The organism is Salinibius halmophilus, from assembly GCF_003577475.1.
Classification (GTDB): domain Bacteria; phylum Pseudomonadota; class Gammaproteobacteria; order Pseudomonadales; family Natronospirillaceae; genus Salinibius; species Salinibius halmophilus.
Map to the genome: position 1 here is coordinate 207,215 of NZ_QPEP01000001.1, position 23,878 is coordinate 231,092.

Annotated in this window: 26 protein-coding genes; 14 read left to right on the forward strand and 12 right to left on the reverse strand. The window is 49.3% G+C overall.

Annotation, left to right across the window (positions count from 1 at the left end):
* Positions 1–43: 43 nt before the first annotated feature.
* From hflX to tsaE, 6 genes are all read right to left on the reverse strand, one after another.
* Positions 44–1,354 carry a ribosome rescue GTPase HflX gene (hflX, locus tag DUW71_RS00860; protein ID WP_119393343.1) on the reverse strand — a complete coding sequence of 437 codons (1,311 nt, stop codon included), beginning with the start codon at positions 1,352–1,354 and terminating at the stop codon, positions 44–46.
* A gap of 10 nt (positions 1,355–1,364) precedes the next feature.
* Entirely contained in the window at positions 1,365–1,607 is a 243-nt protein-coding gene (hfq, locus tag DUW71_RS00865; RefSeq protein ID WP_119393344.1) for an RNA chaperone Hfq, read from the reverse strand.
* 198 nt (positions 1,608–1,805) lie between these two features.
* The gene (miaA, locus tag DUW71_RS00870; RefSeq protein ID WP_119393345.1) at positions 1,806–2,750 is read right to left on the reverse strand and encodes a tRNA (adenosine(37)-N6)-dimethylallyltransferase MiaA; all 945 of its coding nucleotides are present in this window, start codon (positions 2,748–2,750) and stop codon (positions 1,806–1,808) included.
* On the reverse strand, positions 2,751–4,643 hold the full coding sequence (gene mutL, locus DUW71_RS00875) for a DNA mismatch repair endonuclease MutL (protein WP_119393346.1): 1,893 nt from the start codon (positions 4,641–4,643) through the stop codon (positions 2,751–2,753).
* Positions 4,636–5,967, reverse strand: a complete 1,332-nt coding sequence (locus DUW71_RS00880) for an N-acetylmuramoyl-L-alanine amidase (protein ID WP_233545993.1) — start codon at positions 5,965–5,967, stop codon at positions 4,636–4,638. Before DUW71_RS00880 ends, mutL begins: the two co-directional genes overlap by 8 nt.
* 12 nt (positions 5,968–5,979) lie before the next feature.
* A complete protein-coding gene (tsaE, locus tag DUW71_RS00885; protein WP_119393347.1) occupies positions 5,980–6,432 on the reverse strand; it encodes a tRNA (adenosine(37)-N6)-threonylcarbamoyltransferase complex ATPase subunit type 1 TsaE in 453 nt (150 codons plus the stop codon).
* Positions 6,433–6,481: 49 nt separating this feature from the next.
* On the opposite strand from tsaE, the gene queG reads away from it, so the two are divergent.
* The 5 genes from queG to DUW71_RS00910 all read left to right on the forward strand — a co-directional run bounded on the left by queG (position 6,482) and on the right by DUW71_RS00910 (position 10,822).
* Complete coding sequence (queG, locus tag DUW71_RS00890) at positions 6,482–7,555, forward strand: tRNA epoxyqueuosine(34) reductase QueG (protein WP_119393348.1); 1,074 nt, start codon at positions 6,482–6,484, stop codon at positions 7,553–7,555.
* A 440-nt stretch (positions 7,556–7,995) separates the two neighbouring features.
* On the forward strand, positions 7,996–8,973 hold the full coding sequence (locus tag DUW71_RS00895; RefSeq protein ID WP_119393349.1) for a transposase: 978 nt from the start codon (positions 7,996–7,998) through the stop codon (positions 8,971–8,973).
* 65 nt (positions 8,974–9,038) lie between these two features.
* The gene (locus tag DUW71_RS00900; protein ID WP_119393350.1) at positions 9,039–9,650 is read left to right on the forward strand and encodes a hypothetical protein; all 612 of its coding nucleotides are present in this window, start codon (positions 9,039–9,041) and stop codon (positions 9,648–9,650) included.
* Positions 9,643–10,197: a glutathione peroxidase gene (locus tag DUW71_RS00905; RefSeq protein ID WP_119393351.1), complete on the forward strand. Its 555-nt coding sequence runs from the start codon at positions 9,643–9,645 to the stop codon at positions 10,195–10,197. Before DUW71_RS00900 ends, DUW71_RS00905 begins: the two co-directional genes overlap by 8 nt.
* Positions 10,198–10,279: 82 nt before the next feature.
* Positions 10,280–10,822 (forward strand): GNAT family N-acetyltransferase, encoded by a 543-nt coding sequence (locus DUW71_RS00910; RefSeq protein WP_233546000.1) that lies wholly within the window; start codon positions 10,280–10,282, stop codon positions 10,820–10,822.
* 18 nt (positions 10,823–10,840) lie between these two features.
* On the opposite strand, the gene DUW71_RS00915 is transcribed toward DUW71_RS00910, so the two are convergent.
* Positions 10,841–11,233, reverse strand: coding sequence for a transporter substrate-binding domain-containing protein (locus tag DUW71_RS00915; RefSeq protein ID WP_158583814.1), 393 nt, complete (start codon positions 11,231–11,233; stop codon positions 10,841–10,843).
* 102 nt (positions 11,234–11,335) lie between these two features.
* Here DUW71_RS00915 and DUW71_RS00920 point away from each other — a divergent pair, with 102 nt between their 5' ends.
* Both DUW71_RS00920 and DUW71_RS00925 read left to right on the forward strand, forming a co-directional pair.
* On the forward strand, positions 11,336–11,878 hold the full coding sequence (locus DUW71_RS00920) for a PadR family transcriptional regulator (RefSeq protein WP_119393353.1): 543 nt from the start codon (positions 11,336–11,338) through the stop codon (positions 11,876–11,878).
* Position 11,879: 1 nt separating this feature from the next.
* Positions 11,880–12,878: an alpha/beta fold hydrolase gene (locus tag DUW71_RS00925; protein WP_119393354.1), complete on the forward strand. Its 999-nt coding sequence runs from the start codon at positions 11,880–11,882 to the stop codon at positions 12,876–12,878.
* Between the two features lie 23 nt (positions 12,879–12,901).
* On the opposite strand, the gene DUW71_RS00930 is transcribed toward DUW71_RS00925, so the two are convergent.
* From DUW71_RS00930 to DUW71_RS00945, 4 genes are read right to left on the reverse strand one after another with little or no spacing between them, the layout of a single operon-like run.
* The gene (locus tag DUW71_RS00930) at positions 12,902–14,278 is read right to left on the reverse strand and encodes an ATP-binding protein (protein ID WP_158583815.1); all 1,377 of its coding nucleotides are present in this window, start codon (positions 14,276–14,278) and stop codon (positions 12,902–12,904) included.
* Entirely contained in the window at positions 14,220–14,879 is a 660-nt protein-coding gene (locus DUW71_RS00935; protein ID WP_119393356.1) for a response regulator transcription factor, read from the reverse strand. Before DUW71_RS00935 ends, DUW71_RS00930 begins: the two co-directional genes overlap by 59 nt.
* Entirely contained in the window at positions 14,879–15,385 is a 507-nt protein-coding gene (locus DUW71_RS17525) for a hypothetical protein (RefSeq protein WP_158583816.1), read from the reverse strand. Before DUW71_RS17525 ends, DUW71_RS00935 begins: the two co-directional genes overlap by 1 nt.
* Before the next feature lie 50 nt (positions 15,386–15,435).
* Positions 15,436–16,944 carry an ATP-binding cassette domain-containing protein gene (locus tag DUW71_RS00945; protein ID WP_119393357.1) on the reverse strand — a complete coding sequence of 503 codons (1,509 nt, stop codon included), beginning with the start codon at positions 16,942–16,944 and terminating at the stop codon, positions 15,436–15,438.
* Positions 16,945–17,077: 133 nt separating this feature from the next.
* Between DUW71_RS00945 and DUW71_RS00950 the strand changes: the two genes are divergently transcribed.
* Positions 17,078–18,124 (forward strand): hypothetical protein, encoded by a 1,047-nt coding sequence (locus DUW71_RS00950; RefSeq protein ID WP_119393358.1) that lies wholly within the window; start codon positions 17,078–17,080, stop codon positions 18,122–18,124.
* Positions 18,125–18,188: 64 nt separating this feature from the next.
* Positions 18,189–18,740: a hypothetical protein gene (locus DUW71_RS00955; RefSeq protein ID WP_119393359.1), complete on the forward strand. Its 552-nt coding sequence runs from the start codon at positions 18,189–18,191 to the stop codon at positions 18,738–18,740.
* 58 nt (positions 18,741–18,798) lie between these two features.
* On the opposite strand, the gene orn is transcribed toward DUW71_RS00955, so the two are convergent.
* Entirely contained in the window at positions 18,799–19,341 is a 543-nt protein-coding gene (orn, locus tag DUW71_RS00960) for an oligoribonuclease (RefSeq protein ID WP_119393360.1), read from the reverse strand.
* Between the two features lie 80 nt (positions 19,342–19,421).
* Here orn and rsgA point away from each other — a divergent pair, with 80 nt between their 5' ends.
* The 5 genes from rsgA (at position 19,422) to DUW71_RS00985 (ending at position 23,849) form a co-directional block, all read left to right on the forward strand.
* Complete coding sequence (gene rsgA / locus DUW71_RS00965; RefSeq protein WP_119393361.1) at positions 19,422–20,393, forward strand: ribosome small subunit-dependent GTPase A; 972 nt, start codon at positions 19,422–19,424, stop codon at positions 20,391–20,393.
* Complete coding sequence (locus tag DUW71_RS00970) at positions 20,371–20,838, forward strand: DUF7931 domain-containing protein (protein ID WP_119393362.1); 468 nt, start codon at positions 20,371–20,373, stop codon at positions 20,836–20,838. The genes rsgA and DUW71_RS00970 overlap by 23 nt, the downstream gene beginning before the upstream one ends.
* Positions 20,839–20,885: 47 nt before the next feature.
* Positions 20,886–22,235 (forward strand): hypothetical protein, encoded by a 1,350-nt coding sequence (locus DUW71_RS00975; RefSeq protein WP_119393363.1) that lies wholly within the window; start codon positions 20,886–20,888, stop codon positions 22,233–22,235.
* A gap of 92 nt (positions 22,236–22,327) precedes the next feature.
* A complete protein-coding gene (asd, locus tag DUW71_RS00980) occupies positions 22,328–23,161 on the forward strand; it encodes an archaetidylserine decarboxylase (protein ID WP_119393364.1) in 834 nt (277 codons plus the stop codon).
* 85 nt (positions 23,162–23,246) lie between these two features.
* A complete protein-coding gene (locus tag DUW71_RS00985; protein WP_119393365.1) occupies positions 23,247–23,849 on the forward strand; it encodes a ProQ/FINO family protein in 603 nt (200 codons plus the stop codon).
* The last annotated feature ends 29 nt before the right edge of the window (positions 23,850–23,878 follow it).

Here is a 23,878-nt window from a genome sequence, read left to right on the forward strand (position 1 = left end):
CTGTTAGTAAACTTCTTTCAAGTTTAAATGGGTATATAACCCGTTATTTCAAATAATCTGGTACATCTTGCGCAATAAATCGCTCTGGGGAAATACCTAGGCGACTAAAGATCTGCATAATGTCTTTTCGTTGGATACGCACGCTTAGCAAAATTTCGCCATTCTCATCGTAACTTTCGTCGGTTACCGCATTGTAAGCATGCAACTGCGCCCTAAGGCTGCCATCTTGCGGCAATAATCGAAAAGTATCGATGACCAAGTCGTCACCTAATAACTCGGCGATCGCTGGCGCAATTAGGTCGCAGCCCTCGCCCGACTTCGCTGACAACCACAGGCGCTCCGGTTGACCCCGTTCACCATATTCAACTGCTGGTTGCCAATCGTCAAGCAAGTCGATTTTGTTATAGATCATCAACTGCGGAATATCATCAGCGCCAATTTCTTTTAGCACCAATTGCACCTGCTCGATATTCGCCTGGCGCTCATCACTGGCTGCATCAACAACATGTAGCAATAAATCGGCATTGGCTGTTTCTTGCAGAGTTGCTTTAAACGCGTCTACCAGTTTGTGTGGCAAGTGGCGGATAAACCCCACAGTATCGGCCAAAACAATATTGCCCAGATCTGGTACTTCAAATCTTCGCAATGTTGGGTCTAGCGTGGCAAACAATTGATCAGCCGCGTAGACGTCGGATTCCGTTATGCGATTAAACAGCGTGCTCTTGCCGGCATTAGTGTAGCCAACAATTGCAACGGAGTGCGTTTGCGAGCGATCACGGGCGCGACGATTTTGATCACGCTGGCGCTGCACCTTAGCCAACCGTTCTTTGATGGTGGTGATTCGAGCGCGCAATAAACGCCGGTCAGTTTCAAGCTGGGTTTCACCCGGCCCCCGCAAACCAATACCACCCGCTTGGCGCTCAAGGTGCGTCCATCCACGAACAAGGCGTGTAGATTGATGCTCAAGTTGAGCCAGTTCAACCTGCAATTTACCTTCATGCGTTCGGGCACGCTGCGCAAAAATATCCAAAATTAAACCCGTACGGTCTAATACTCGGCACTCAATTACGCTCTCGACGTTACGTTCCTGCGAAGGAGATAAAGCATGGTTAAAAATGACAACATCGGCTTCTTCGGCTTTAACAATTGCATGTAGCTCTTCGAGCTTACCTACACCAATGTAAGTTTTGGGATCAGGCTTTGAGCGCGAACCGGTCACAAGCGAAGTCACCTCGGCCCCTGCCGACGTGACTAACTCTTGAAACTCTAAAACATCTTCGCGTTCATTGCCCTCTGGAAATTCAATATGCACGAGCACGGCACGATCGCCGCCGGCATGACGTTCAAAGAACAATCATAGCTCCTTATTCGTCGGCCTTATCGTCGTCTTCTGATGGAATACGAACAACTTTAGATGGCACAACGGTAGAAATTGCATGCTTGTAAACTAACTGGCTTACGGTGTTTTTTAGCAAAATCACAAACTGGTCGAATGACTCAATTTGACCCTGCAATTTAATGCCGTTTACCAGGAAGATGGAAACTGGGATACGCTCTTTGCGTAACTGGTTCAGGAAGGGATCCTGAAGATTATGCCCTTTGGACATGATGAGGCTCCTTATTTCTAATAATTATTGATGCCGCAGTATGCAAGCCGAGCGATGCTTTTGATTGTTCGCCGCCTCTGTCTAAACAGTTTATACCGACATTCTGGTACATCGCCAGTAAAAAGCAGAGAATTCACTAAAACAAACCAACTCACTCGGGCCGCCATCAAGCCCGCACGGCAGTATCTGTCATAACTGCTATTGTGAGGGCAAATTTACCGTTTTCAACAATTCATTCAGATTTTCTGAATTCCCTGCTGTACAGGTCAATAAACTAGGCCACTTTTTCAACCATGTCAGTTGCCGTTTGGCAAGCTGGCGGGTTGCTGCCTGGCCAGTTTCTATCATAGAAGACCAGTCTTGTTGGCCTTGCAAGTAAGACCACATTTGTCGGTATCCTACGGCTCGAATGGCTGGTAGATCAGTATTGAGGTCGCCTCGATCGATCAAGGCTTGCACCTCGTCGGCAAAGCCTTGCGCGAGCATTTGCTCAAAGCGCAAGTTAATACGTTTGTGCAACCATTCTCGACTAGGTGGCATGACTGCAAACTGAACCAAATGATATGGCAGGTCGGCAATCGTTTGCTCACTGAAGGCTTGTTGCTGCCAAAGCGTAGACGGCTGTTTGCCTGTTAAGCGATAGATTTCCATTGCCCGCAATACGCGTTGTGTATTATTCACTTCAAGGCGCTGCATGATATCCGGATCGATTGTAGCTAACTGCTGCACAATATGGTCTAACCCGTGCTCGTTTAACTCTCTGGTCAGCTCATCGCGCAGCGCTTCATCGGCGCTAGGAAGGTCATCCATTGGATGAAATAGCGCTTTATAGTAGAGCATGGTGCCGCCAACCAGCACAGGCGTTCGACCACATGCGTGACTTTGGGCTATTAACTGATTGGCATCGCGGGCAAAGTCGGCAGCGCTGTATACTTCACAAGGGTCTTTGATATCAACCAAGGCATGTGGATACCTATCTAACAACTGAGGCTCCGGTTTTGCCGAGCCGATGTCCAAGCCTTTGTAAACCAGTACAGAGTCGACACTGATTAAGTCAACGTCGAAGCGATCGGCAAGCGCCAACCCTAGGTCGGTCTTCCCAACCGCCGTCGGCCCCATGATGGCAATCACTGTGGGTTTCATTTAGCGGCCTCGCAAAAACAGTTTATCGAGCTCGGCCATGCTAAGCTGCGTCCAAGTGGGGCGACCATGATTACACTGACCACTGCGCTCAGTATGCTCCATATCACGTAACAGGGCATTCATTTCGGGAATGCTAAGTTGGTGATGGGCACGCACAGAACCGTGACAGGCCATGGTGGAAAGTATTTCATTGCGTTGCGCCATCAGCCGATCAGATTGCCCATAAGTAAGAATGTCAGACAGCACATCGCGAACAAGATCCTCGTGCTTAGCCTTGCTTAGCAGTACCGGCGTTTGGTGAATAGCAATGTGTTCAGGGCCTGTGCGGCGCACATCAAAGCCCATACTTTGAAAGTAATCCCCATGTTCTTCAACTGCATCGGCTTCTCTTGTTGAGACAGCCATGCGTTCCGGCACCAACAAAGGCTGACTCGCTAGCCGGCCACCTTCAAGTTGTTGTTTCATGCGCTCATAGGTAATGCGTTCATGCGCCGCATGCATGTCGACAATAATCATGCCCTGCTTGTTCTGCGCCAAAATGTAAATGCCATGCAGCTGTGCAACCGCGTACCCTAAAGGTGGAATGTCGCCATTTTCTTCGGTGGTTGGCATTGGCTGGCGAATCGGCGCGGCTGCATACATTTCTTGATAGGCTGCCTGCGAGGCGGGCTGACTAGCTTGCCCATAGGGCCGTGGGTGTCCACTTGCATTAACTGGTGGGTGTCCAGCTAAGTGGCTAGTTTGCGAACTGGTCGATGGGTGTCCAGCTTGCCAGCTGTTGTTTGGCTGCTCGGCCAGCGCCATATTGGTTTGCACCGGGTCGGGTACTTGCGGCGCTAGCTGTTGTGGTGCAAGCGGCTCTTCCGTATCGGTTGTTTGCGGGCGTACTGAAGCGAGCGCCTTGTGTAGTGACGAGAATAAAAAGTCGTGTACTAGGCGGCCATCACGAAAGCGAACTTCATGCTTGGTTGGGTGCACGTTGACGTCAACCAGCTTGGGATCAATTTCTAGATATAGCGCAAATACTGGGTGGCGGCCGTTGTAGAGCACATCTCGATATGCTTGGCGAATCGCGTGGGCAACCAGTCGGTCGCGAACAACACGCTGGTTGACGCAAAAATATTGCATATCGGCTTGGCTGCGGGAGAACGTCGGCAGGCCTACCCAGCCCCAAAGCTTCATGCCAGCCGCCTCAACCTCCACCCGAATGGCTTGCTGCAGAAAGTTCTTACCCAACAAGTCGGCCAAGCGCTTCTCTTGCTCAATTTGCCGTGCTGCTGGACGCATCTGCATGATGGTTTTTTGGTTGTGCGTCAGCGTAATGCCTACATCGAAGCGTGACAGTGCCAAGCGGCGCACCGTTTCTTCCAAGTGATTAAACTCAGTACGCTCGGTACGCAAGAACTTCCGCCGTGCTGGGGTATTAAAAAACAAATCCCGCACTTCTATGGTTGTCCCGTTTGGGTGTGGGCAGGGTTTTACCTCGGCCACCATATCACGCCCGGCAGCCGTCACTTCATAGGCGCTATCTTGATCGGCAGTTTTTGACGCTAGGCGCAATCGCGAAACGGAACTAATGGATGCCAGTGCCTCGCCACGAAAACCAAGGCTGGCCACCGCTTCTAGTTCCTCTAGCTGGTAAATTTTGGACGTGGCGTGGCGCGCTAGTGCTAGCGGCAAATCGTCTTTGGCGATACCAAAACCATCGTCGCGGATGCGAATAAGCTTTACGCCGCCTTGCTCAACATCCATATGAATGTTGCGCCCACCAGCGTCGACGGCGTTTTCGAGTAATTCTTTCGCTACTGAGGCAGGTCTTTCGACCACCTCCCCGGCAGCAATTTGGTTGGCTAAGCGCTGCTCAAGGAGGCGTATAGGTCGATGTTCAGACATTTGGAACCTTTAATACTTGCCCAATGCGAATGTTGTTGGAACTTAAGCCATTGAGCGTTTTTAAATCTGTAAGTGGAATTTGGAAACGCTGTGCAATACCAGAGAGCGTGTCACCCCGGCTAACTTTATAGTCAACAAATTGTGGTGCTTCATGGGCACGCCAGTACACATATGTGCCTTCCGGGGCGGTGTTGTAACCGTATTCTTTCAGGCCTTTGAAAATCGCTTGGGCCATGGTTTTACGATAACTTTCTGTGCGCAACTTGCGCTCTTCGGCTGGGTTGGAAATAAAACCTGTCTCGACCAGAACCGATGGCACGTCTGGAGATTTTAACACGGCAAAGCCTGCTTGTTCGACTCGATCTTTGTGCAGCTTGGCTACCCCACCCAAATGTTTAAGAATGTCGGCACCCATCGCCAAACTTTCCGATAAATTGGCATTCATCGACAAATCAACGATCACTTCGCGCAGTGTTTCGTCCTTGTCCTCTAGTGAGATGCCACCAACACCACCAATAATGTCTGCCTTGTTTTCTTGCTCGGCTAGGTAGGCAGCCATGGTAGACGTGGCACCGCCTCGTGACAGCGCGAATACAGATGCGCCGCTTGGCTGTGGCGTTCTAAAGGCGTCAGCATGAATGGATACAAACATATCAGCTTGTAATTCACGGGCACGATCACGGCGGTCGTATAACGACACAAAATAATCATTAGTGCGAATCAGTTTGGCTGAAAACCCAGGTTCGGCATCAATTTGGCGGGCGAGCTCGTTAGCAATCGCTAATACGATATCTTTTTCACGCGTGCCAGCCGGGCCGATGGCACCAGGGTCCTCCCCGCCATGGCCGGCATCGATGGCAATGATCAAGTCGCGCCGACCAGAGGTATCAACCTTGCGCACAGGCGCTGCTGCTTGCTGCGGTGTATTGCGTTGTAAATCAATCACTAATCGGTAGGGGTGCTGACTGTTTGGCGGTAACTTCATGGCGCGATAATCGAGCGCTACAGGCATATCGAGCACGACGCGCAAACCATTATCACGAACCCCAGTGCGGATATTGCTCAAGCCAGTCCCGTCGAGCGCCAGCGCGTCAGGATCGGCATTTAGTTCAGTATCAAATAAGTCCACCACCAGCCGACTAGGGTTGGCGAGTTCGAATACACGATATTCAGCGCGAGCTTCTAGATCGAACACTAACCGAGTATTATCTGGCGAAGGCCAAATTCGAATGCCATTTAGGCTGTTGTCCGCTGCTGCCCATGTCACGCAAAATAGTGCTGCGACTGTTAGCAACCCACGTGCCCACTCCGTTATTCCACGCACCTTACCTTTACCTCACAACGCTAATGCTTGCTGCCATTGCCGCCCCACTTCTGTGAAACAGTCGACAGATAAGTTACGGCCCTCGCCGTGATCGGTCAACGTTAAAGCGAGATCCGGTTCAGTTAGTATGCCTTTTCCTTTATCTGGCCATTCAAATAATAAGATTGCATCACCAGATAAATAGTCACGTATGCCGATAAACTCCAACTCTTCTGGGTCTGCTAAGCGATAAAGGTCGAAGTGATGCACGGTAGCCGATGCTAACTCGTAGCTTTCTACCAGGGTGTAGGTGGGGCTTTTTACGCGGCCAGTATGGCCAAGCGCCTGCAAAAAGCCACGGGTAAACGTCGTTTTTCCCACGCCTAGGTCGCCTTGCAACCAAATAATCAAGGGACGCTGGGCAGGTAACTTGGCAACAAACTGTTCCGCTGCAGCAAGAGTGGCGGCTTCGTTGGCTAACAACATGGGCTATCCTCGGGTATCATAGCGCTAGTTTACCATTGGCACGTTTTTTATGACCAGCACCCTACCTGTAATCGACTTAGAGCAAGTAAAGCAAACCTTTAAACGCTTGGCTCCTAGCTTTGGCTTTGCTGACTTGCGCGTTTGCGACATTGACTTGTCTGATTATGCGAGTGACTTTCAACAATGGTTAGCGCATGGGTACCATGGCGATTTGGAATACATGGCTGCGCACGGCGAAAAGCGCTGGCGGCCTGAGCTACTGGTCGAAGGCACTAGAAGCATTATTGCGGTGCGTATGGATGTGCTACCGGACGCGCAACCAATGAAAACTCAACTGCAAGATCGAAGCAAAGCCTATATTGCTCGCTATGCGTTGGGGCGTGACTACCATAAAGTAATGCGCAAACGCCTCACTCAGCTGGCCAAAGCCGTCGTCGATGAGTGCGGCGCATTTAACTACCGCGCATTTGTTGATAGCGCCCCCGTACTTGAGCGACCAATCGCCGAAAAGTCAGGTTTGGGCTGGACCGGCAAAAATAGCCTTACACTGCACCCTAAAGCAGGCAGCTGGTTCATGTTGGGTGAGCTGTACATTGATATAGAACTGTCGCCCGATCAGAGCTTTCAGAAAAACCACTGCGGTAGCTGCACCAGCTGCATAGACGTTTGCCCCACAGACGCCATTGTTGCCGACGGCGTCATCGATGCGCGCAAATGCATCAGCTACTTCACCATCGAATCCAACCAACCCATCCCAGTCGAATACCGGACACCCATGGGTAATCGTATTTTTGGCTGCGACGACTGCCAAATCTTTTGCCCGTGGACCAAGTTTGCCAAGTTCACCAACGAAGCCGATTATCAACCGCGCAATAACCTCGACTGCGCCGACCTGCTCGAACTATGGCACTGGGATGAAAAGACCTTCCTACGCACCACCGAAGGCAGTGCCATTCGCCGCACCGGGTACGAGTGCTGGAACCGCAACCTTGCCGTAGCCCTTGGCAATGCACCAACCACTCAAACCGTGATCACTGCGCTAAAGGATAAACTCGGCCAGATCTCGCCGATGGTAGACGAACACATCGAGTGGGCGCTGCAAAAGCATCAAGCACGGGATTAACATCTTTTTTCGATGGACACCCACCGTATTTGTAGCAATTTCATCTTTTTTCGATGGACACCCACCGTATTTTTCGATTCCGCGCTTTACTTTGTTGGACACCCACCTATTCGCAGCGTGGATACTTCCTAAGACACCCACCCTATTTGCAGCAATTAAGTCTTGATTAGCACTCACAACAACTTGGCTAGCTCGCGTTTGCATTGAATGCATCGTTCTCTTGCGATCGATGCCGCAGACGGTGAATTTTGTTCATTCCCTACTTATCGATTTTTGTATCGCACTCCACACTTTTTTGGTGGGTGTCCAACATCTAATATTGATGGGTGTCCAACATCTAATAACCACAACGGCATCGTAGTTTTGCCATCACGTTAAACTGATTTTTTGACCACTGTCTTTTCATACACTATCTTATATTTACGATGGAGGTAGATGACATGACAATTGCTCGAGCTCAGCTCATTCAACTAGCACTCACACAGTACTACCATTGCATATCTAGGTGCGTTCGCCGTGCCTTTTTATGTGGGTACGACCACGCGACGCAGACATCATTCGATCACCGCAAGCTATGGCTTGTAGAGCGCATTCACCTACTTTCCAGCGTTTTTACAATCGATGTTGCCGCCTATGCGATCATGTCAAATCACTACCATTTAGTACTGAATGTTAACCAAACGGCTGCCAAAAAATTGACCGACCACGAGGTAGCCGAAAGGTGGCTTATGCTGTTCAAGGGAAACAAGTTAGTAGATCGATACCTGGCCGGAGATGAAAGTGTTGCTGAAACCGCACAGGTTACGCTCGCGAAGTGGCGCGCCCGACTGTTCGATATTTCTTGGTTTATGCGCTCTCTAAACGAGTACATTGCCAAAAAAGCTAACGAAGAAGACGATTGTACCGGCCGCTTTTGGGAAGGCAGGTTCAAATCACAGCCACTCCTAGATGAAAAAGCACTGCTTGCCGCGATGACGTATGTGGACCTTAACCCAATCAGAGCTAAACTATGTAAGAGCATACCTGACAGCGAATTTACCAGCGCGTATGAGCGATTGCATGGCAAACCTTGCAGAGAGAGTAATGCTCACACCCTAAAACCACTGATGAGCTTTATCGGCGACTCAGATGACCAAGACAGAGATGCATTGCCATTCACTCGAAGGCAATATTTCCAGTTATTGGACTGGTCTAGCCGTCAATCAGCGAGGGGCAAAACTGGGGTTGTCGATGACTACCAGCCACCACTGCTCGACCAACTATCGTTCAATGCAAGCGATTGGTGCTTACTTTGCTACAGCCTAGAAAAGCTTGGTCTAAGCGCAATGGGATCATTAGATAGAATAGAGCAATTTTATAAAGCAAGAGGCATAAAACGAAGGCCTCAAAACTCAGACTTAGCAAAGCTATTTGCCTGAAAGAAATCATTACCTGCTCTGCTGATTCGTTCATTGCGTATAGGTTAAAAAACGACGCGCTTTGAATGATTATGCACAACACCTCAAAAAAATCGCCAAACCCGCAAGGCAAAGGGCTAGTGCCCGTTTTGGCACAAATTAACCATCTGCAGCCAGTTGTAGAGGAAAGCGATTCAACACACAATGTGCTGATGCGCTATATCTTTTCAAGGTTGATACTGAATGCCCGTTTTTCGTTTCAGCCTACTAGATTTACGCGCTACACCCTATATTGGCACAACGAATCAGCTCTCTTGAGCATGATATCACCTGCTGAGTTTGGCGCAGATTGGCCATCTAAAGCAGTTATCGACTGCCAGCTGTGTAGTGACCTCACTTGGCAATGCTTGCATATTTATAGCCCAGAGAAGCTTGCACTAATCGCCGATCGCAACATTGATATCAATAACTTCAACTCTGAGAAAGCCCTAGAAGAACTACTTCCTTTCCACGACGATACTTTACCCTTTAATCAACGTGTACTTGCTTATGGTATGAGTAGAGGCGTGTCAGCTCACCTTGGCAACCTCGCAAAGTTGCCCCTTCACAAGCTGCTCAGTCAAGTCGTAAACCCGAAGCACACAATAGACGCAAACAAAGCCATACACATGATTTCCCAAGGAGCACAGGATGACTAAGTTAATCATATTAATTGCCAGCTTATTCACAATTAACCTAGCTTTTGCGCAAGAAAGCGGTGGGTGTCCAGCATACTTGGATCATGAGTTTCGCAAGCTGCACAGCGCTCAAACAATAAACCTTTGCGATTTACACTCTGATAAACCCATGCTTATCGTCAATACGGCAAGCTTTTGCGGCTTCACTGATCAGTTTGGGCCGCTGCAAGCATTACATGAAACATATGGTCCCTTGGGGCTGCAAATTGTTGGGTTTGCATCCGATAGTTTTAACCAAGAAGCCAATAGCGAAGCAGAAGCCGCCGATGTTTGCTATCGCAACTTTGGTGTTGATTTTACCATGCTGGCGCCCACCGACGTTACCGGGCCTAATTCGAATCCTGTATTTTCGCACTTGGCACAAGTGAGCAAAGCGCCAGAGTGGAATTTTGTTAAATACTTGGTCAACCCAGATGGTAGCGTAGCGCTTCGTTTACCAAGTAGGCTTTCACCCAACAACCCGTTAATGGTGGGCGAGTTAGAGGCAGCCTTCGAAACCCAACAATAAGCTTGGCACTATGAACATTCAAATTGGCCTACCTTGTGTTTACCCGTTACTATGCACGGCAATCACCATAGTATTATTGGCAGTGGTTGCCTACTTGCTCATTAGGTTTATCATTTTCGTTGTACGCCAAATAAAAAAAGAACACTCGTTAGGCCAGCATCTCGAACATACGATTAATCTCTATGCAAGGACAGCCATGAATTTCCAAGCCGCCACCCATGCAGATGCTCAAGCACTAGCTGAGCTTCGAGCAACTTCCATGAAGGAGAGCTTAGTGGCAATTGGCCGTTATGATGAAAGTCGAGTAAGAGAACGGTTTTTACAATCATTCACACCTGAAGACACCACGAAGATCATCGTTGATGAAACGCTAGCGGGCTTTTTTGTTGTGCGCCTCAAGGCTGATCATATATACCTCGACCACCTCTACATCACCCCAAGGTTCCAAGGTCAGCAATTAGGCGCAGGCGCGCTAAACAAAGTGTTTGCGATCGCACAATCAAAAAAACTGCCCGTTCGACTGGGGGCTCTGAAAGAAAGCAAGGCTAACGAGTTTTATCAAAGGCACGGACTTAAACAAACTCATAAAGATGAGTTTGATATTTACTACGAAAAAAGCTTCTAGCAACTCAAAAGCAAAAAATCATGGCTGACAAATGAGCGTTGATGAAGGCTGAGGAGATTGAGCGATCATATCTCGCATAATACTGGCTATTTCGTCTATTTTACTTTTATGCTTGCCACTAACTAGCAAATAGAAGTACAAATCGACGATATTTACCTCTGTAACAACCGTGTTCTGCAGTGAAAGTTGATCCACGATGTCCTCCCCAATCACTCCCATGAAAATGGTAAAATCGGCGCGCCCTGTGTCGATCATGCGAAACATGGCTTTGTCGTCTGCCGCTTCAATCAACTCTTCGGCATTTAGTTGCGCACTTAAATTTTTGTAACCCTGGCTGTTGAGTATTCCTACCATCTTCAGGCCAGATAAGTCGGCGCGTTCATTAACATCAAGGCCACTGTGATGTACCACTACCATATTCCCCACAGTGATAGGCACGTCAACATAGTAGATGTCATCAAACGCTTGCGCTTTTATAAAATCACTTCCATAGTCACTTATGACTAGTCACACATGACTAATAAAGAGGGTGCCATTGTGATTGAGAAAAAAATTCTAATCCTAGGTGCGCTGCAGCACAGTAGCCAACACGGGTATCAACTAGCACAACTGCTAGACATGGGACCATTCTCTGCAGTGCGAGTATCAAAAGCGAACGCTTACAAGCTATTAGCCGATATGGAAAAGGACAACTGGCTGTCGGTGACACGCGAGCAAGACGGCTCGCGCCCACCTAAACAAACTTATCAAATAACGGAGCTTGGCAAGCAAAATTTCATTGAGTTAATCAATCAGTCTTTGGCTCAACAAGCACCTAGCATGCACAGCTGGCTGGTAGCGTTTGATTTCCTCGATGCGCTTGAAGCTGAACATGTAAAAAGTCTACTCAAGGTCAAGCAGCAGATTGCCGAGCAAAAGCTTGCCGCTTTTAATGTTTTAACTGACGAGCAACTCGCCATGCACCCTAGCGTCGACTTTCTACATCAATCCGCAGAGCTCGAATATCGATGGATTAAACAATTGATTCACACACGTTTCCCGAACGAGGGTAAATAACATGAAAAGGTTTATAAAATGGCTAACCTTTGGCGCACTTGGGTTACTAGTAATGGCAGCAACCTTGCCACTGTTTATTAAGCCAACCCCATTACCAAACCTAGTAGACAGCATAACACTCGCGACTAGCACGAGTAATTTTGTGCAAATATTGAATAAGGACGGCGGAAGCACCGAGCTACACTATCAGGCGTTCGGCAATGCGACCGGGAATAAACCAACCTTTGTTTTAATTCATGGGAGCACGCTAAACGCCTCGAGCTGGTCAGGTATCACAGAAGACTTATCAGCGCTCGGACGGGTGATCGCATATGATCAGGTTCCCTACGGGTTAAGCTCAAAAACGTTGCCAGAAGGTGTGCAGGAGGCAGACTACTACTCGCTACCTGCAGCTGCCAGCCGATTGGACGCCCTGATGAAGGCACTAGCTCTCGACAACGTCATTTTAGTTGGCAATAGTTTTGGTGCAGTGATTGCAACTGAGCTTCTCGCCCGCAAACCCGACTATGTTAGCGGTGCTGTTTTTATCGCGCCGGCCGTTACCGTTAGCGGCAACAGCCCTACTTGGCTAATGCAATTGCCGCAAATGGACGGGCTTGGCGTTCTTTTGGCAAGGCAGCTTGGCGCTAGTGAAAGTTTCTACAGATCAATGTTTGCCGACGAAAGCGCCATTTCCTCTGATATGCTCGCAGGTGCTCGACTAAACACCGCAGTTAGCAATTGGGACACCGCTCTATGGCAATACTTGCGTAACTGGCGTTACAACCAAAACGAGCTAATGCAAACATTGGCGACAACAGACTACCCAGTATTAGTCGTAGCAGGTACTCAAGACGCTATTGTAAAAGTTGAGCAAAGCGCCTTTGTTGCTGAGCAGATTCCCAATTCGACGTTTATTGAGATTGCCCAGTGTGGTCACTTGCCACAGATCGAGTGCCCTGAACCACTATTTGATGCCATAAACCAGTGGGTGTCCACGAACCACTATTTGATGCCATAAACCAGTGGGTGTCCACGAACTAGCTAGCCTACGTCACATTCTATTCTGGCGCAGTTGCCGCCTAGCGCTTGCGAGGTGCTAAATGTGAGCCGGCTGCGATACACGGCTAGGATATCTTGCACGATTGCTAGGCCCACGCCCGAGCCGGGCACGCTTTCATCAAGGCGGACACCCACTCTAGTGACTTTATGTAGTTGTTCATTGGGAATACCAGGCCCGTCATCTTCCACTGTTAACTGCCAACCAGCCTGACGGGTGTTGAAGGTAATCAATACCTTTTGGTCTGTCCACTTAATCGCGTTATCAATCAAGTTGGCGACCAACTCATCAAAATCACCCTGCTCCATAAGCACCGTGCTTTTTGCATCTATTTCGCAGTTCACCACAACTTGCTTATCTGGGTAGGCCAAACTCACCGCATTGACGAGTTCTGCCACGCTTTGCTGCACATTGACCTGATGACTAACATAGAGCTTGCGGCTGGTTTGGGCGCGCGCCAAATAAAGCTGCACGGTTTGGTCTAGTTGCTTTAGTTGCTGGCGCAGCAATTTGGCCGAGGCATCAGGCAAGTTCGCCATTTCGTTGTTCATCACCGCCAGCGGCGTTTTTAATGAGTGAGCAATATTGGCAGCTTGCAACCGGCCGCGCTCTACAACCTGCTCACTATGGTCAATCAACAGATTTATCTCGTCACCAATTTGCTGAAGCTCCTTTGGGTACTCTCCTGCAAGCTTGGATTGCTGGCCGCTGCGGATGTTTGATAATTGCGCTGTCATGCGAGTGACAGGCCTAAGCGACAAATAAGTTTGCAGCCAGACGACCGCTACTAGGGCCGCTAGAAAAACTAGTAGAGATATGGCCGCTTGGCGGCTAAACGCCCACACATCTTGGCTAATATCGCTCTGTGGTCCACTGACCACAAAGGTAAGTTGGCGATTGGCCTCTTCGAACATAATTGTCTGGCGAAGCACTCGCAGTTGATTACCGCCTGGGCCAATTGCAGTGTGCCAGCCATCGGAGGTTAATGCGGTTAACATCGGTGGGTGTCCACCAACTAACGAGGGGGAGGTGGCGATGACGTTGGGTTGTTCGATAATCAGCCAGTACCAGCCAGAGATGGGGGAGCGAAACGCGGGGTTGGTCGATTCAATATTAATTCGCTCAACCGAGGCATCAACAGTGGCAATTAAATCTAGCACTTTGCCCGATAGCGTCTGTTCAAACCGTCGCTCTATGTATTGGCTAAATAGGAATACCAGTAACACACCCACGGCAATTAGTGCGAGCAGCGCACTAACGCCAGCGCCTAGGGTCACTCGCAATGTAAGTGACAGGGTTGAGTTACGGCGCGATGAAGTAATAGCCTTGCCCTCGGCGAGTTTTGATGGCGTCTTTGCCAATTTTTTTGCGCACTCGATTCACCAACACTTCAATCACATTAGACTGGTGGTCGAAATCTTGATTATAGATATGCTCTGTCAGTTCAGACTTGGAAATCACCTGTTCTTCACGCGCCACCATATAGGCTATTAACCGGTACTCAAGCGCGCTGAGCTCAATGGAAGCACCATTTAGCCATACTTTTTGCTGCGACAAATCTATGGTTAGGTTGTTTAGCTCCAATACCGACGACGCATGACCTGTCGTACGCCGATGCAAGGCTTCCACACGCGCCAGCAACTCTTCCATTTCAAAGGGTTTGGCCATGTAGTCATCGGCGCCAGCGCGCAAGCCGGCAACTTTTTCGCGCCAGCTATCACGCGCGGTTAGCACCAGCACAGGTACTTTATTGCCATCATTGCGCCATGCTTGCAGCACGCTAATGCCATCTTTTTTCGGCAAGCCCAAGTCGAGTACAACGATTTCATACCCCTCAGTATCACCCAAAAACCAGGCATCTTCGCCGTCATATGATTGATCAACGGCAAACCCATGGCGGCGCAACGCATGGGTTATTTGTTCATTGAGTTCGTTATCGTCCTCAACTACCAGTGCGCGCATTATTCGTCCTCATCATCGAGATCGTCATCCTGCTCATCGTCAGCGGCGACATTCGAGCTGTCATCAGACCAGTCATCATCTTCCCAGTCGTCATCCTCCCACTCATCTTCGAAGTCGTCTTCGAAGTCGTCCTCGAACTCGCTGTCTTCAAACTCGTCTTCTTCAAAGTCGTCATCATCGAACTCGCCGTCTTCAAATTCGTCATCTTCAAAGTCACTGCCGACAAACTCATCATCCTCTTGCTCAGCAAGGATAGCGCGCCATTCATCTCTATCTAACTCACGAGCACTGCCAATCTCAAAGTGGCGGGTCGATAATTTATTATCTGCGGTTAACACTTCAACGTTTAGCACCCGCCAGCTTCCTTGATCTACCACATGCGCTTCTAGCAGCTGGTCGCCTGGTGCGAGGGTTTCACGCACATCACGCAACAACTGAAACACTTGGTCATCTGCCTGAGATGCCGCTGCAATCATGGTTATCGTTAAGGCCAAGGGGCGTAACATTTGTTTGTCACCTTAAATTTCTGATCAGTGTCATATTATAGGGTCAAACCTTACACAATACTGACAGGATCAAGCTGCCAATGGTCATCGAATGGTAAGTCCATTTGGCTATCGCTCGCAATTAACAGCGTACCCGGAAAAGCAGCACATATTCTTTCCAATGCCGGCAGCAAACGCGCCGGTGGATCATCTAAGTATAGAACCGCCGGTGCTTTCGACAGCGCTCGGGCTAGGCGCACTTGCCACTGTTCGGTGCTTGTCAGCCCTCGCCCGAGCTCGCCAATTTTGTGCTCAAGCGAAAAGTCTTTTAACCCAACCCACTGAAGTATTTCTAGCAACTGTTCGTCACTAACGCCGCCACTTAGGTTGCGCCTCAGGCTTCCTCGCACTAGCGGGATTTCGCCCGTTTCTACGGCAATACTGCCATACAAAGCCTTGCGCGATAAGTTATGCATTTTTCGCCCGCCAACCATTACATAGCCACTTTTTGGTGCAAGTTGGCGAAAAAATAGTTTCGCCAATGCTGACTTCCCGCGACCGTGCACCCAAATGCGCCGCCCGGCGTCAGCCGAGGCTTGCCAAACCCCCATCCCGTCTAGCTGCACACTACGTAGCGCCACAGCCGCAGCGCTAGACTTTTTCAGCGAACCACCTGCACTTGGGCTAGCCATATTGATTGCCACCTGAGATAGGCGCTGGCGCGCGACATAAAACTTGCAGCCAAAAAGCCAAGCCTGAGATAACTCAACCAGGCTTGCCGACAGCAAGCCTAAAATCAACAGAGCGGCAGCCAAGTTACTTGCGTCACCGGCAAACTGAATCGATAGAAAAACAATTAACAATGGCGTTGCCGCATCGAGTAGGCCATTGGCTAGCATGGCTGGCCATTGCTGTGCTGCACTTTTAGCCCCCAGCTCTTCGCTAGCGTTGTTTAACCGACGGGTGATTCGGCCAAGCCAGCGCATCTGAATAGCCGCCAAGCGCGCCATCGTAAACTCGCCAACTTGACCACTCAATTTACCCCGCGCTCGGCGAATGGCTCGCTCGCTTTGCACCAAAAAATAGGTCAGCACGGCATGCCAGATCACGAACAGCAGCAAGAACACTGCGAAGGGTGCAACAAGCGCAGGCCAGTTGAGCAAACTGGCCAATATAATGGCTGCCACTGTCAGCAAACTTGTCAGCAGCTGCAGCCAGCCAAGCGCAATCCATCGTTTTAGCGCATTGGCATCGGATATTAAACGCATGATCATCACCCCAAACCTTGGCGGCGCCTGATCACTCGATACATTTAGCCAGCGCTCGAAAAATGTTGCCCGAACCTGAGCTATATAGCGCTGCCCTAAGCGTTCACCCTGAGTACGCACAAGAATTAATAACAACCACCTAAACAACAGCAGCCCGATAAACAGCAACAAGCCGGTAGTCGTTGCTAATAACGATAGTTTTGCCATGAGTAACGCCAAAAAAAACGTCAGCACAGCAACAACAATCGACATCAGCACTAGGGTGACTACTTGGCGACGCCATGCCTGCTGCCAAAGGGTAGGCCAGTTCATCTTTACACGTCCTATGAATAGATTTCTGCTTATCTTACTTAGGCTAAATTACATTGCCCTGAGTAAAGCTGTAAGCTTTTCGTCAGCTAGTATTTTTTACTTTGGTCAAACCAAACGGCTTTATGGAAAGGCAATGATCCGATTTCTAGTTCCACTGCTCGCTACCACCAGCATGGCCAACGCGGTTGAATGGCAGGGGGTGGGCGAGCAAACCCTCGCATGGCAAAACAACCCACATGGCATCACCCCGGCTCAGTCTGCTATTGTGGCTGAAACCTCGGCGCGAGGGCGCGCAAGTATTGACGACTGGCGCTTCGACTTATCGGCTCGCCAAACAATAGCCGACCCAAATACCGTGAATGCCCAGGTAATCGCCAGCAAGCTGCAGCACCAGCACAGTACTCGCCAGTGGCGCTGGCAGTATTGGTTAAGCGGCCATAGCGCCAATCGCATTAATGTAGACAAATACGGCGAGCCTGAACGCACTAAGGATGCGGAAGGCAAAACAATTGATGTCAGTGGCGCCTTTAATCGCTGGCAACTAGAAGTTGGCAGCGAGTTTCGCACACGTATATCAGCCAATACTCAGTTGTTTATTGAAGGCGAGTTTGACCGACGTTGGTACAAAGAGCAGTACCCGATACGAGACAACCGCAACTTTAATTTGTATCAAACGGTGGCGGGTTTATCGCATCGTTTGAACGATTGGCGAGTAGTGCTGAGCGGAGAGATAACCCACCAAAGATACGTGGCGACCAGTGAAGACAACAATACCCAAATCGAACTAGCGCTCGAAACCCGCCATAGCCTTGCTTCCAGCTTGCGTTGGCAGTTGCAAGCCAGTATAGAACGAGAGTTTGATGCCAATCGACAGGCCACAGAAAGAAACTGGCAGTTAAGTAATGAGCTCACCTGGCGCCCGACCAAAGCACTGACGCTTGCAAGTGAGCACACCCTTAGCCAGCCGCAAGAAAAATGGCAAACGTCGGATAATCTTGAAGGCTGGACTGGCGACGTTGCACATCGCATAGAGCTAACAGTAGACTACGACCTTGGTCAGTTTTATGCTGCGAACTGGACACTATTTAGCGAAGTTGACTTAGCCGACGATAAACTAGATTTTCCTAACCAGACATTTGCCGAACAAGAGTACCTAGTCGGGCTCGAAGTGAACTTTTAACCGATAAACCGCAGGAAAATGGCATCGTCGCCATGCTTGACGCGAAACACAATAAGGGACAGCCATGACTTGGATGCAGTACACCATTGAGCTAATCGACATCTTGGTGTGGCCTGCGGTTCTCGTGTTTTCACTGGTGTCCCTGCGCGCCCCGCTCGCCCGGTTAATCCCACTTGCCAAACGGCTTAAGTATAAAGAGTTAGAAGTTGAGTTTGGCCAAGGGCTCGCCGTGGTAAAACAAAAAGCCGAAGGCGCTTTCCCAGAACTCAAGCAAGATCGCAAGGCGCAGCTCATTGCCACAGCTAAACACTTGCCCAATGCTGCCGTACTAGGGGCTTGGAAAGAAGTAAACGATGCTGCTGAACTACTCATTCGCCAACGCCAACCAAATGTAGATTTAAATATCGACAGGCGCTACAAGCTGCTAGAAGACATACTGGCCAGTGAATCGATGATTGACACAAAAAAGGTAAAGCTATTCAGTGAACTTCGCCAGTTGCGCAACAAGGTTGCGCACGCTGTCGATTACGAAGTGGCGAGCACTGAAGCGGTAGAGTATATCGAGCTTTGTTTTACGCTCATTGCCCACCTAAAAAACATAGAAAGTAAAAAATAATAAAAATCAAATAAAGTAAAATAATAAATTAAATTTAATTACTTTTTTAAAATAAAAACTACACCTTTATTACGTGCTCTCGGTAGTACTTAAGCTCCGCTAACGACTCTTTAATGTCGTCCATTGCCTTGTGCGTACCCGTTTTCTCAAAGCCCTTCAGCACGTCTGGTGCCCAGCGGCGAGTCAACTCTTTAATGGTCGACACATCGATAGAGCGGTAATGCAAAAAATTGGCAAGCTGCGGCATGTATCGATAAATGAAGCGACGATCTTGGCCAATGGAGTTGCCACAAAGTGGTGAGCAACCCGGCGCAACCCACTCTTTCAGGAAGTCCAACGTTTGCTGCTCGGCTTGTGTAAGGCTCACGTTGCTGTGCTTCACACGCTCAACCAAGCCACTTTCACCGTGCGTTTTTTGGTTCCAGTCATCCATTAGCGCCAACACACTGTCGGGCTGATGAATCGCAATCACCGGCCCCTCGGCTAACACATTTAACTGCTCATCAGTCACTAGCGTTGCAACTTCAATGATATGGTCACGCTCAGGCTCTAAGCCGGTCATTTCCATATCTAGCCAAATTAAATTCGTTTCTTTATTCACTGTGCCACCCTTACTGTGCGTGTGTCATCCCGAGGCTTTTTGTTTTACTATTTTGGCACGCCAACTACATAGATGCACACATGGGCAAAAGAAAACTTAGCAAGCAGCAGCGCGGGCGCGTAAATAAACGTCGATTTTGCCAACCAGAAGAAGCCAACGGCTTGGTGGTGGCGCACCATGGTCGACAAATTATTGTTGAGCATGATGGTGAATCGCTTTTGTGCAGCAAGTCAGGGTCGGTACCGCCTGTTGTTGCCGGCGACAAGGTATTGCTTGAACTAGACAATAATGAGGGCAGTATTGTAGCGCTTGCCGAGCGACGCCAATTGCTCACTCGCCCTGACTGGCGTGGTGAAAAGCGCCCCGTGGCAGCCAACCTAGACCAGCTAGTTGTTATTGTTGCGCCTAGCCCGCCAACACCGGTTAACTTGATCGACCGCTACCTAGTGGCAGCCCATACAAGTCAATTGCAGCCAATAATCGTACTAAACAAGAGCGATTTGTTAACGGACGACTCGCCATACCATGAATACCTAGCAGAATACCAAGCGCTAGGCTATGCAACTCAAGTTGTGAGTGCGAACAGTGAAGAAGGCATTGAACAAATTCGAGCAATACTCGGCAATCATAGCTCGATTCTCGTTGGCCAATCTGGTGTTGGCAAGTCTTCCATTACCAAAGCGCTACTACCCGAACAAGAAATCGACATTGCCAACATTTCACAAGCAACGGGCAAAGGCCGTCATACCACAACCACCTCTCGCTATTATCATCTAGCCAGTGGCGGCAGTTTGATCGATTCACCAGGCATTCGCGAGTTCGGCTTATGGCATCTAGATGAACAAGATGTATACAACGGTTTTCTGGAGATCCAGCAAGAATCGGCATATTGTAAGTTTAGGGACTGTACCCACAGGAATGAACCCGGCTGCGCTGTACTGCAAGCAGTTGAAGAGGATCGCATATTAATCAGGCGTCTCGATAGCTTGCACGGCATTATTCAGTCGTTGACAGAAGTTGATATGCGCCATGACCCAAGCCAACTCAATTGAACCGGATTATTCAACACTGAGTGACCAAGCACTACGTACCATTTACTTGTTTGTGCGCAGTGATATCCCGAAGGCTTTGCAGAACGAGCAATGGCTAGAACCGGTCAAAGATTGGCTACTACAACACCGCAACCATCACCTGCAAATTATATTGCAGGACGAACGGTCAGCCTACGAACAACTAAGAGGCCTTAATCGACTTTGCCAGCGTGTTACCAGCAAAACGTCGGTAAATGTTATCACCAACCTGCCCCCTAGTTACGACCTCCCCACGTCATTTTTAGCCAATGACCAAGGCACTGCCGTGCTCTACCCTTGGCAAAAAGATGACCAAGTTCGCATAATTAATAATCAACCAGGTGAGCATCGATCACTGATAGACGACTTTGAATCAATTAGCCGTTATAGTCAGCGTTCAAAATATTTTTTGCCGTTAACCATATAGCGTTCACCAATAAAAATAACGTAACGCATAGTGACCGAGGGCCGATAGTGATTAGTACTCAAGCCAGTCAATTAACCCAGTGGCTAAGGCGCGTTAGTGGCACGCCTATTGCCATCATTAGCCAACAGCACGACATCGAGCGTGCTGTCGAGGCGGGTGAATTGTCGACGCTGTTACTTAACGACCCTTTATTAGCCATGCGTCTATTTCAGGCAGCCAAGCACATTCCCAAAGGCCAGCCAATTGAGACAGCAAGTCAGCTAATCGATTTACTCGGGCCTCGCCAAGTGCTGGCGCTATGCAAAGACATGAAACGTATCGATTTTAACAATACGCTTCATCAAGGCTTATTGCGCAGCGTTGGCGATGCCCTGCTCGCCGCCGAGCTACTCAAGTGCTGGTTTGCTATGCGCCACATTGAATTTACTGAAGCCGACTATTGGCAAACCATTTTTGATGGCGCACCAATTTTTGCGATGTGGTGGACAGACCCGCTAATTATGGAAGGCGCTGACCATAACACCGCTATTACCAAGTCGATTCAGCAGCGCATCGCCGGCCATTTAGACTGCCGCTACTTGCAAGTATTAGAAGCCATGCAAATGCAATGGGAGCTACCGGTAGCACTGAATCTAGCCAACAGCAAACACCCAAAAGCCATGGCAATGAAGTACTTTTTACCCTTTAGCCATGAAATTGCCCACTGCGCTCGCCGCTCTTGGCGTAGTGATCAGTTCCTTGATGCTTGCCGGCGTGGTGGCATTGCCTTGGGTATCAATCATTTTGCCACTCAGCTGCGTGGCTGGATGCTAGACGTGACCCACAACAATCCGCAAAGCTTGGCTAACCAAGCAATGCGCCAGTACGTCACCGACCAGCCATACGAACACAAGATTAAACCGCGACCTGCGCCAGTCATGGCAAAGCCTATTGATCATGATGGTCTCAACTCGCTGCTTTATAAAATGCACCCCAAGCAACTGGCCTATTTGGACCGCATCGATTTATTCGATGGTTTACTGGGCGGCATGCAAAGCTGCTTGCACAGCAAAGCCTGTTTGATCGCTGTGCCACACTTAGGCAAGTATGACGTGATGGCCTGGCGTGGCATGAGCAAACCACAAAGCGCAATCGCTCCTTCGTCAATTATGAAGAAGCTGAGTGAGCAGTCGGTTAGCTTGTGGATAAACGAAAAAAACAGAGCCGCGACCCTGCCTCATCTACCGGCATTTCTGGCTGGTTTAGCAGAGCAAAATGAGATCATGTTGCGCTCGGTTGTGAACCAAGGGCGCTGCCAAGCGGTTATTGTCGCCGTCTATCAAAATGCCACACCAGATCATTATCAACGCTTCCGCCAGTTAGCGACAGCATTCGGCACCGCTTTAGACGCCGTTTAACTACCATACAAACGGCAACTGAACTAATTTATCCTTGCACTAGCCGCACGCTCAATATCAATGCACAATATGGTGATGAAAGGAGAACCTTTATGTCACCGTTTGTTTTGCTACAGCATATTACCCCACAACACCTTCTGACTCGCATTATTGGGAGTTTAGCGGCTAGCCGTACCAGCTGGATTAAACAACCGCTGATCAACTGGTTTAGCAAAACATACAAGGTCAATATGGCCGAAGCGCTTGAGCCCAACCTAGAAGCCTATGACTGCTTCAACGACTTCTTTACGCGCGCCCTAGCGCCCGAGGCGCGACCTTTTTCGCCAAACCCGCACGCTTGGTTATCGCCGGCTGATGGAGAAATTAGCCAAGCAGGCAAGCTCACCGGTGACCGCATCTTACAAGCCAAGGGCATGCACTACACAGCCACACAACTATTGGGCAACAGCAACTGGGCACAAGAAGTGCGAGGGGGTGACTTTTGCACAATTTACTTATCACCGAGTGACTACCATAGAATACATATGCCTTGTGATGGCAAGCTGACTGACACCAGTTATATTCCTGGCAAACTATTTTCGGTGAATCAGAAAACCGCACAAGGCGTGGATGCTCTGTTTGCCCGTAACGAGCGCCTCGTTTGTCGCTTTGAAGGCGAGCAAGGCCCCTTTTATATGGTTTACGTGGGCGCTTTAATTGTTGCTGGCATTGAAACACCCTGGGGTGGCCGTGAAGTCCTTACTCGAGCACCACGCAACCGTGGTCATGATCACAAGTTAAAACAAGGTGAAGAGTCGGGGCGCTTCTTACTCGGATCAACGGTCATTCTGTTAACCCCTAAGGACGTAGCGAGCTTTGAAAACTGCCAACCAGGCACAAAAGTTCAGGTACATGTACCGTTAAATTACAGAAAAGACGATATTTGAGGTGTATTTAACCACTTGGGGTCTTGAGCAACGCAGCAAGTCCCGTTATGCTCGCTGCTTTAGTCATTAATGTAGTTTGAAATCTATGTCAGAAGCAGAAAAACAGGTTCCGCCAGCCAAGCAAGATGCCGCACCGGAAAACGATGCCCAGGCGAAAGCAGCTGAGCAGGCCAAGCGGGAAAAAAACCGCAAAGCAAACCTTGCCGCGATGCAGCTTTTGTTAGATGCCTATCCTGAAGTATTCACCTTAGAGAATGCTAGGCCGCTAAAAGTTGGTATCCATGAAGCTTTGGCAGAAGATGGCAAACTATCAAAAACCAAGATTCGCCGCGCGCTGGCAACCTATGTGCGCCAAACTGCTTACCTTAAAGCATTGGTAGAAGGCGCCGAACGTGTGGACCTGCAAGGCCAAGCTGGTGGTGCAGTCTCTGCCGATGAAGCATCGCACGCACAAGAAGAGCTCGCTAAGCGCCAAGCTCGCCGCAAACCACAGCAAAACCGCCGCAAGCCAATGAATAAAGGCCCTCGCCGCAACAGTAATGCAGGCGGTAAAGCAAAGCATCAGCAAGCGCCGCGCAAGCATAAGCCTGAGCAGAAAAAATCTGCCGTAGAAGAAGTAACTGGCACACCAGAAGAGCGCATGCAGAAGAAGCTTGAGCAGTTACTGGCGACAATGGGCAAAAAGTAAAAGTATTGAGCTAAAAAAAGCTGCTTCAC

Coding starts and splice junctions, on each gene's coding strand:
- miaA (WP_119393345.1), bottom strand. CDS start 2,750: ATGAAACCCACAGTGATTGCCATCATGGGGCCGACGGCGGTTGGGAAG.
- DUW71_RS00970 (WP_119393362.1), top strand. CDS start 20,371: ATGACCCAAGCCAACTCAATTGAACCGGATTATTCAACACTGAGTGAC.
- DUW71_RS00935 (WP_119393356.1), bottom strand. CDS start 14,879: ATGCGCGCACTGGTAGTTGAGGACGATAACGAACTCAATGAACAAATA.
- DUW71_RS00985 (WP_119393365.1), top strand. CDS start 23,247: ATGTCAGAAGCAGAAAAACAGGTTCCGCCAGCCAAGCAAGATGCCGCA.
- rsgA (WP_119393361.1), top strand. CDS start 19,422: ATGGGCAAAAGAAAACTTAGCAAGCAGCAGCGCGGGCGCGTAAATAAA.
- DUW71_RS00895 (WP_119393349.1), top strand. CDS start 7,996: ATGACAATTGCTCGAGCTCAGCTCATTCAACTAGCACTCACACAGTAC.
- DUW71_RS00945 (WP_119393357.1), bottom strand. CDS start 16,944: ATGAACTGGCCTACCCTTTGGCAGCAGGCATGGCGTCGCCAAGTAGTC.
- asd (WP_119393364.1), top strand. CDS start 22,328: ATGTCACCGTTTGTTTTGCTACAGCATATTACCCCACAACACCTTCTG.
- DUW71_RS00955 (WP_119393359.1), top strand. CDS start 18,189: ATGACTTGGATGCAGTACACCATTGAGCTAATCGACATCTTGGTGTGG.
- tsaE (WP_119393347.1), bottom strand. CDS start 6,432: ATGTTGTTAGCCAACGAAGCCGCCACTCTTGCTGCAGCGGAACAGTTT.
- queG (WP_119393348.1), top strand. CDS start 6,482: ATGACCAGCACCCTACCTGTAATCGACTTAGAGCAAGTAAAGCAAACC.
- hfq (WP_119393344.1), bottom strand. CDS start 1,607: ATGTCCAAAGGGCATAATCTTCAGGATCCCTTCCTGAACCAGTTACGC.
- mutL (WP_119393346.1), bottom strand. CDS start 4,643: ATGTCTGAACATCGACCTATACGCCTCCTTGAGCAGCGCTTAGCCAAC.
- DUW71_RS00920 (WP_119393353.1), top strand. CDS start 11,336: ATGACTAATAAAGAGGGTGCCATTGTGATTGAGAAAAAAATTCTAATC.
- DUW71_RS00950 (WP_119393358.1), top strand. CDS start 17,078: ATGATCCGATTTCTAGTTCCACTGCTCGCTACCACCAGCATGGCCAAC.
- DUW71_RS00900 (WP_119393350.1), top strand. CDS start 9,039: ATGATTATGCACAACACCTCAAAAAAATCGCCAAACCCGCAAGGCAAA.
- DUW71_RS00905 (WP_119393351.1), top strand. CDS start 9,643: ATGACTAAGTTAATCATATTAATTGCCAGCTTATTCACAATTAACCTA.
- DUW71_RS17525 (WP_158583816.1), bottom strand. CDS start 15,385: ATGTTACGCCCCTTGGCCTTAACGATAACCATGATTGCAGCGGCATCT.
- DUW71_RS00925 (WP_119393354.1), top strand. CDS start 11,880: ATGAAAAGGTTTATAAAATGGCTAACCTTTGGCGCACTTGGGTTACTA.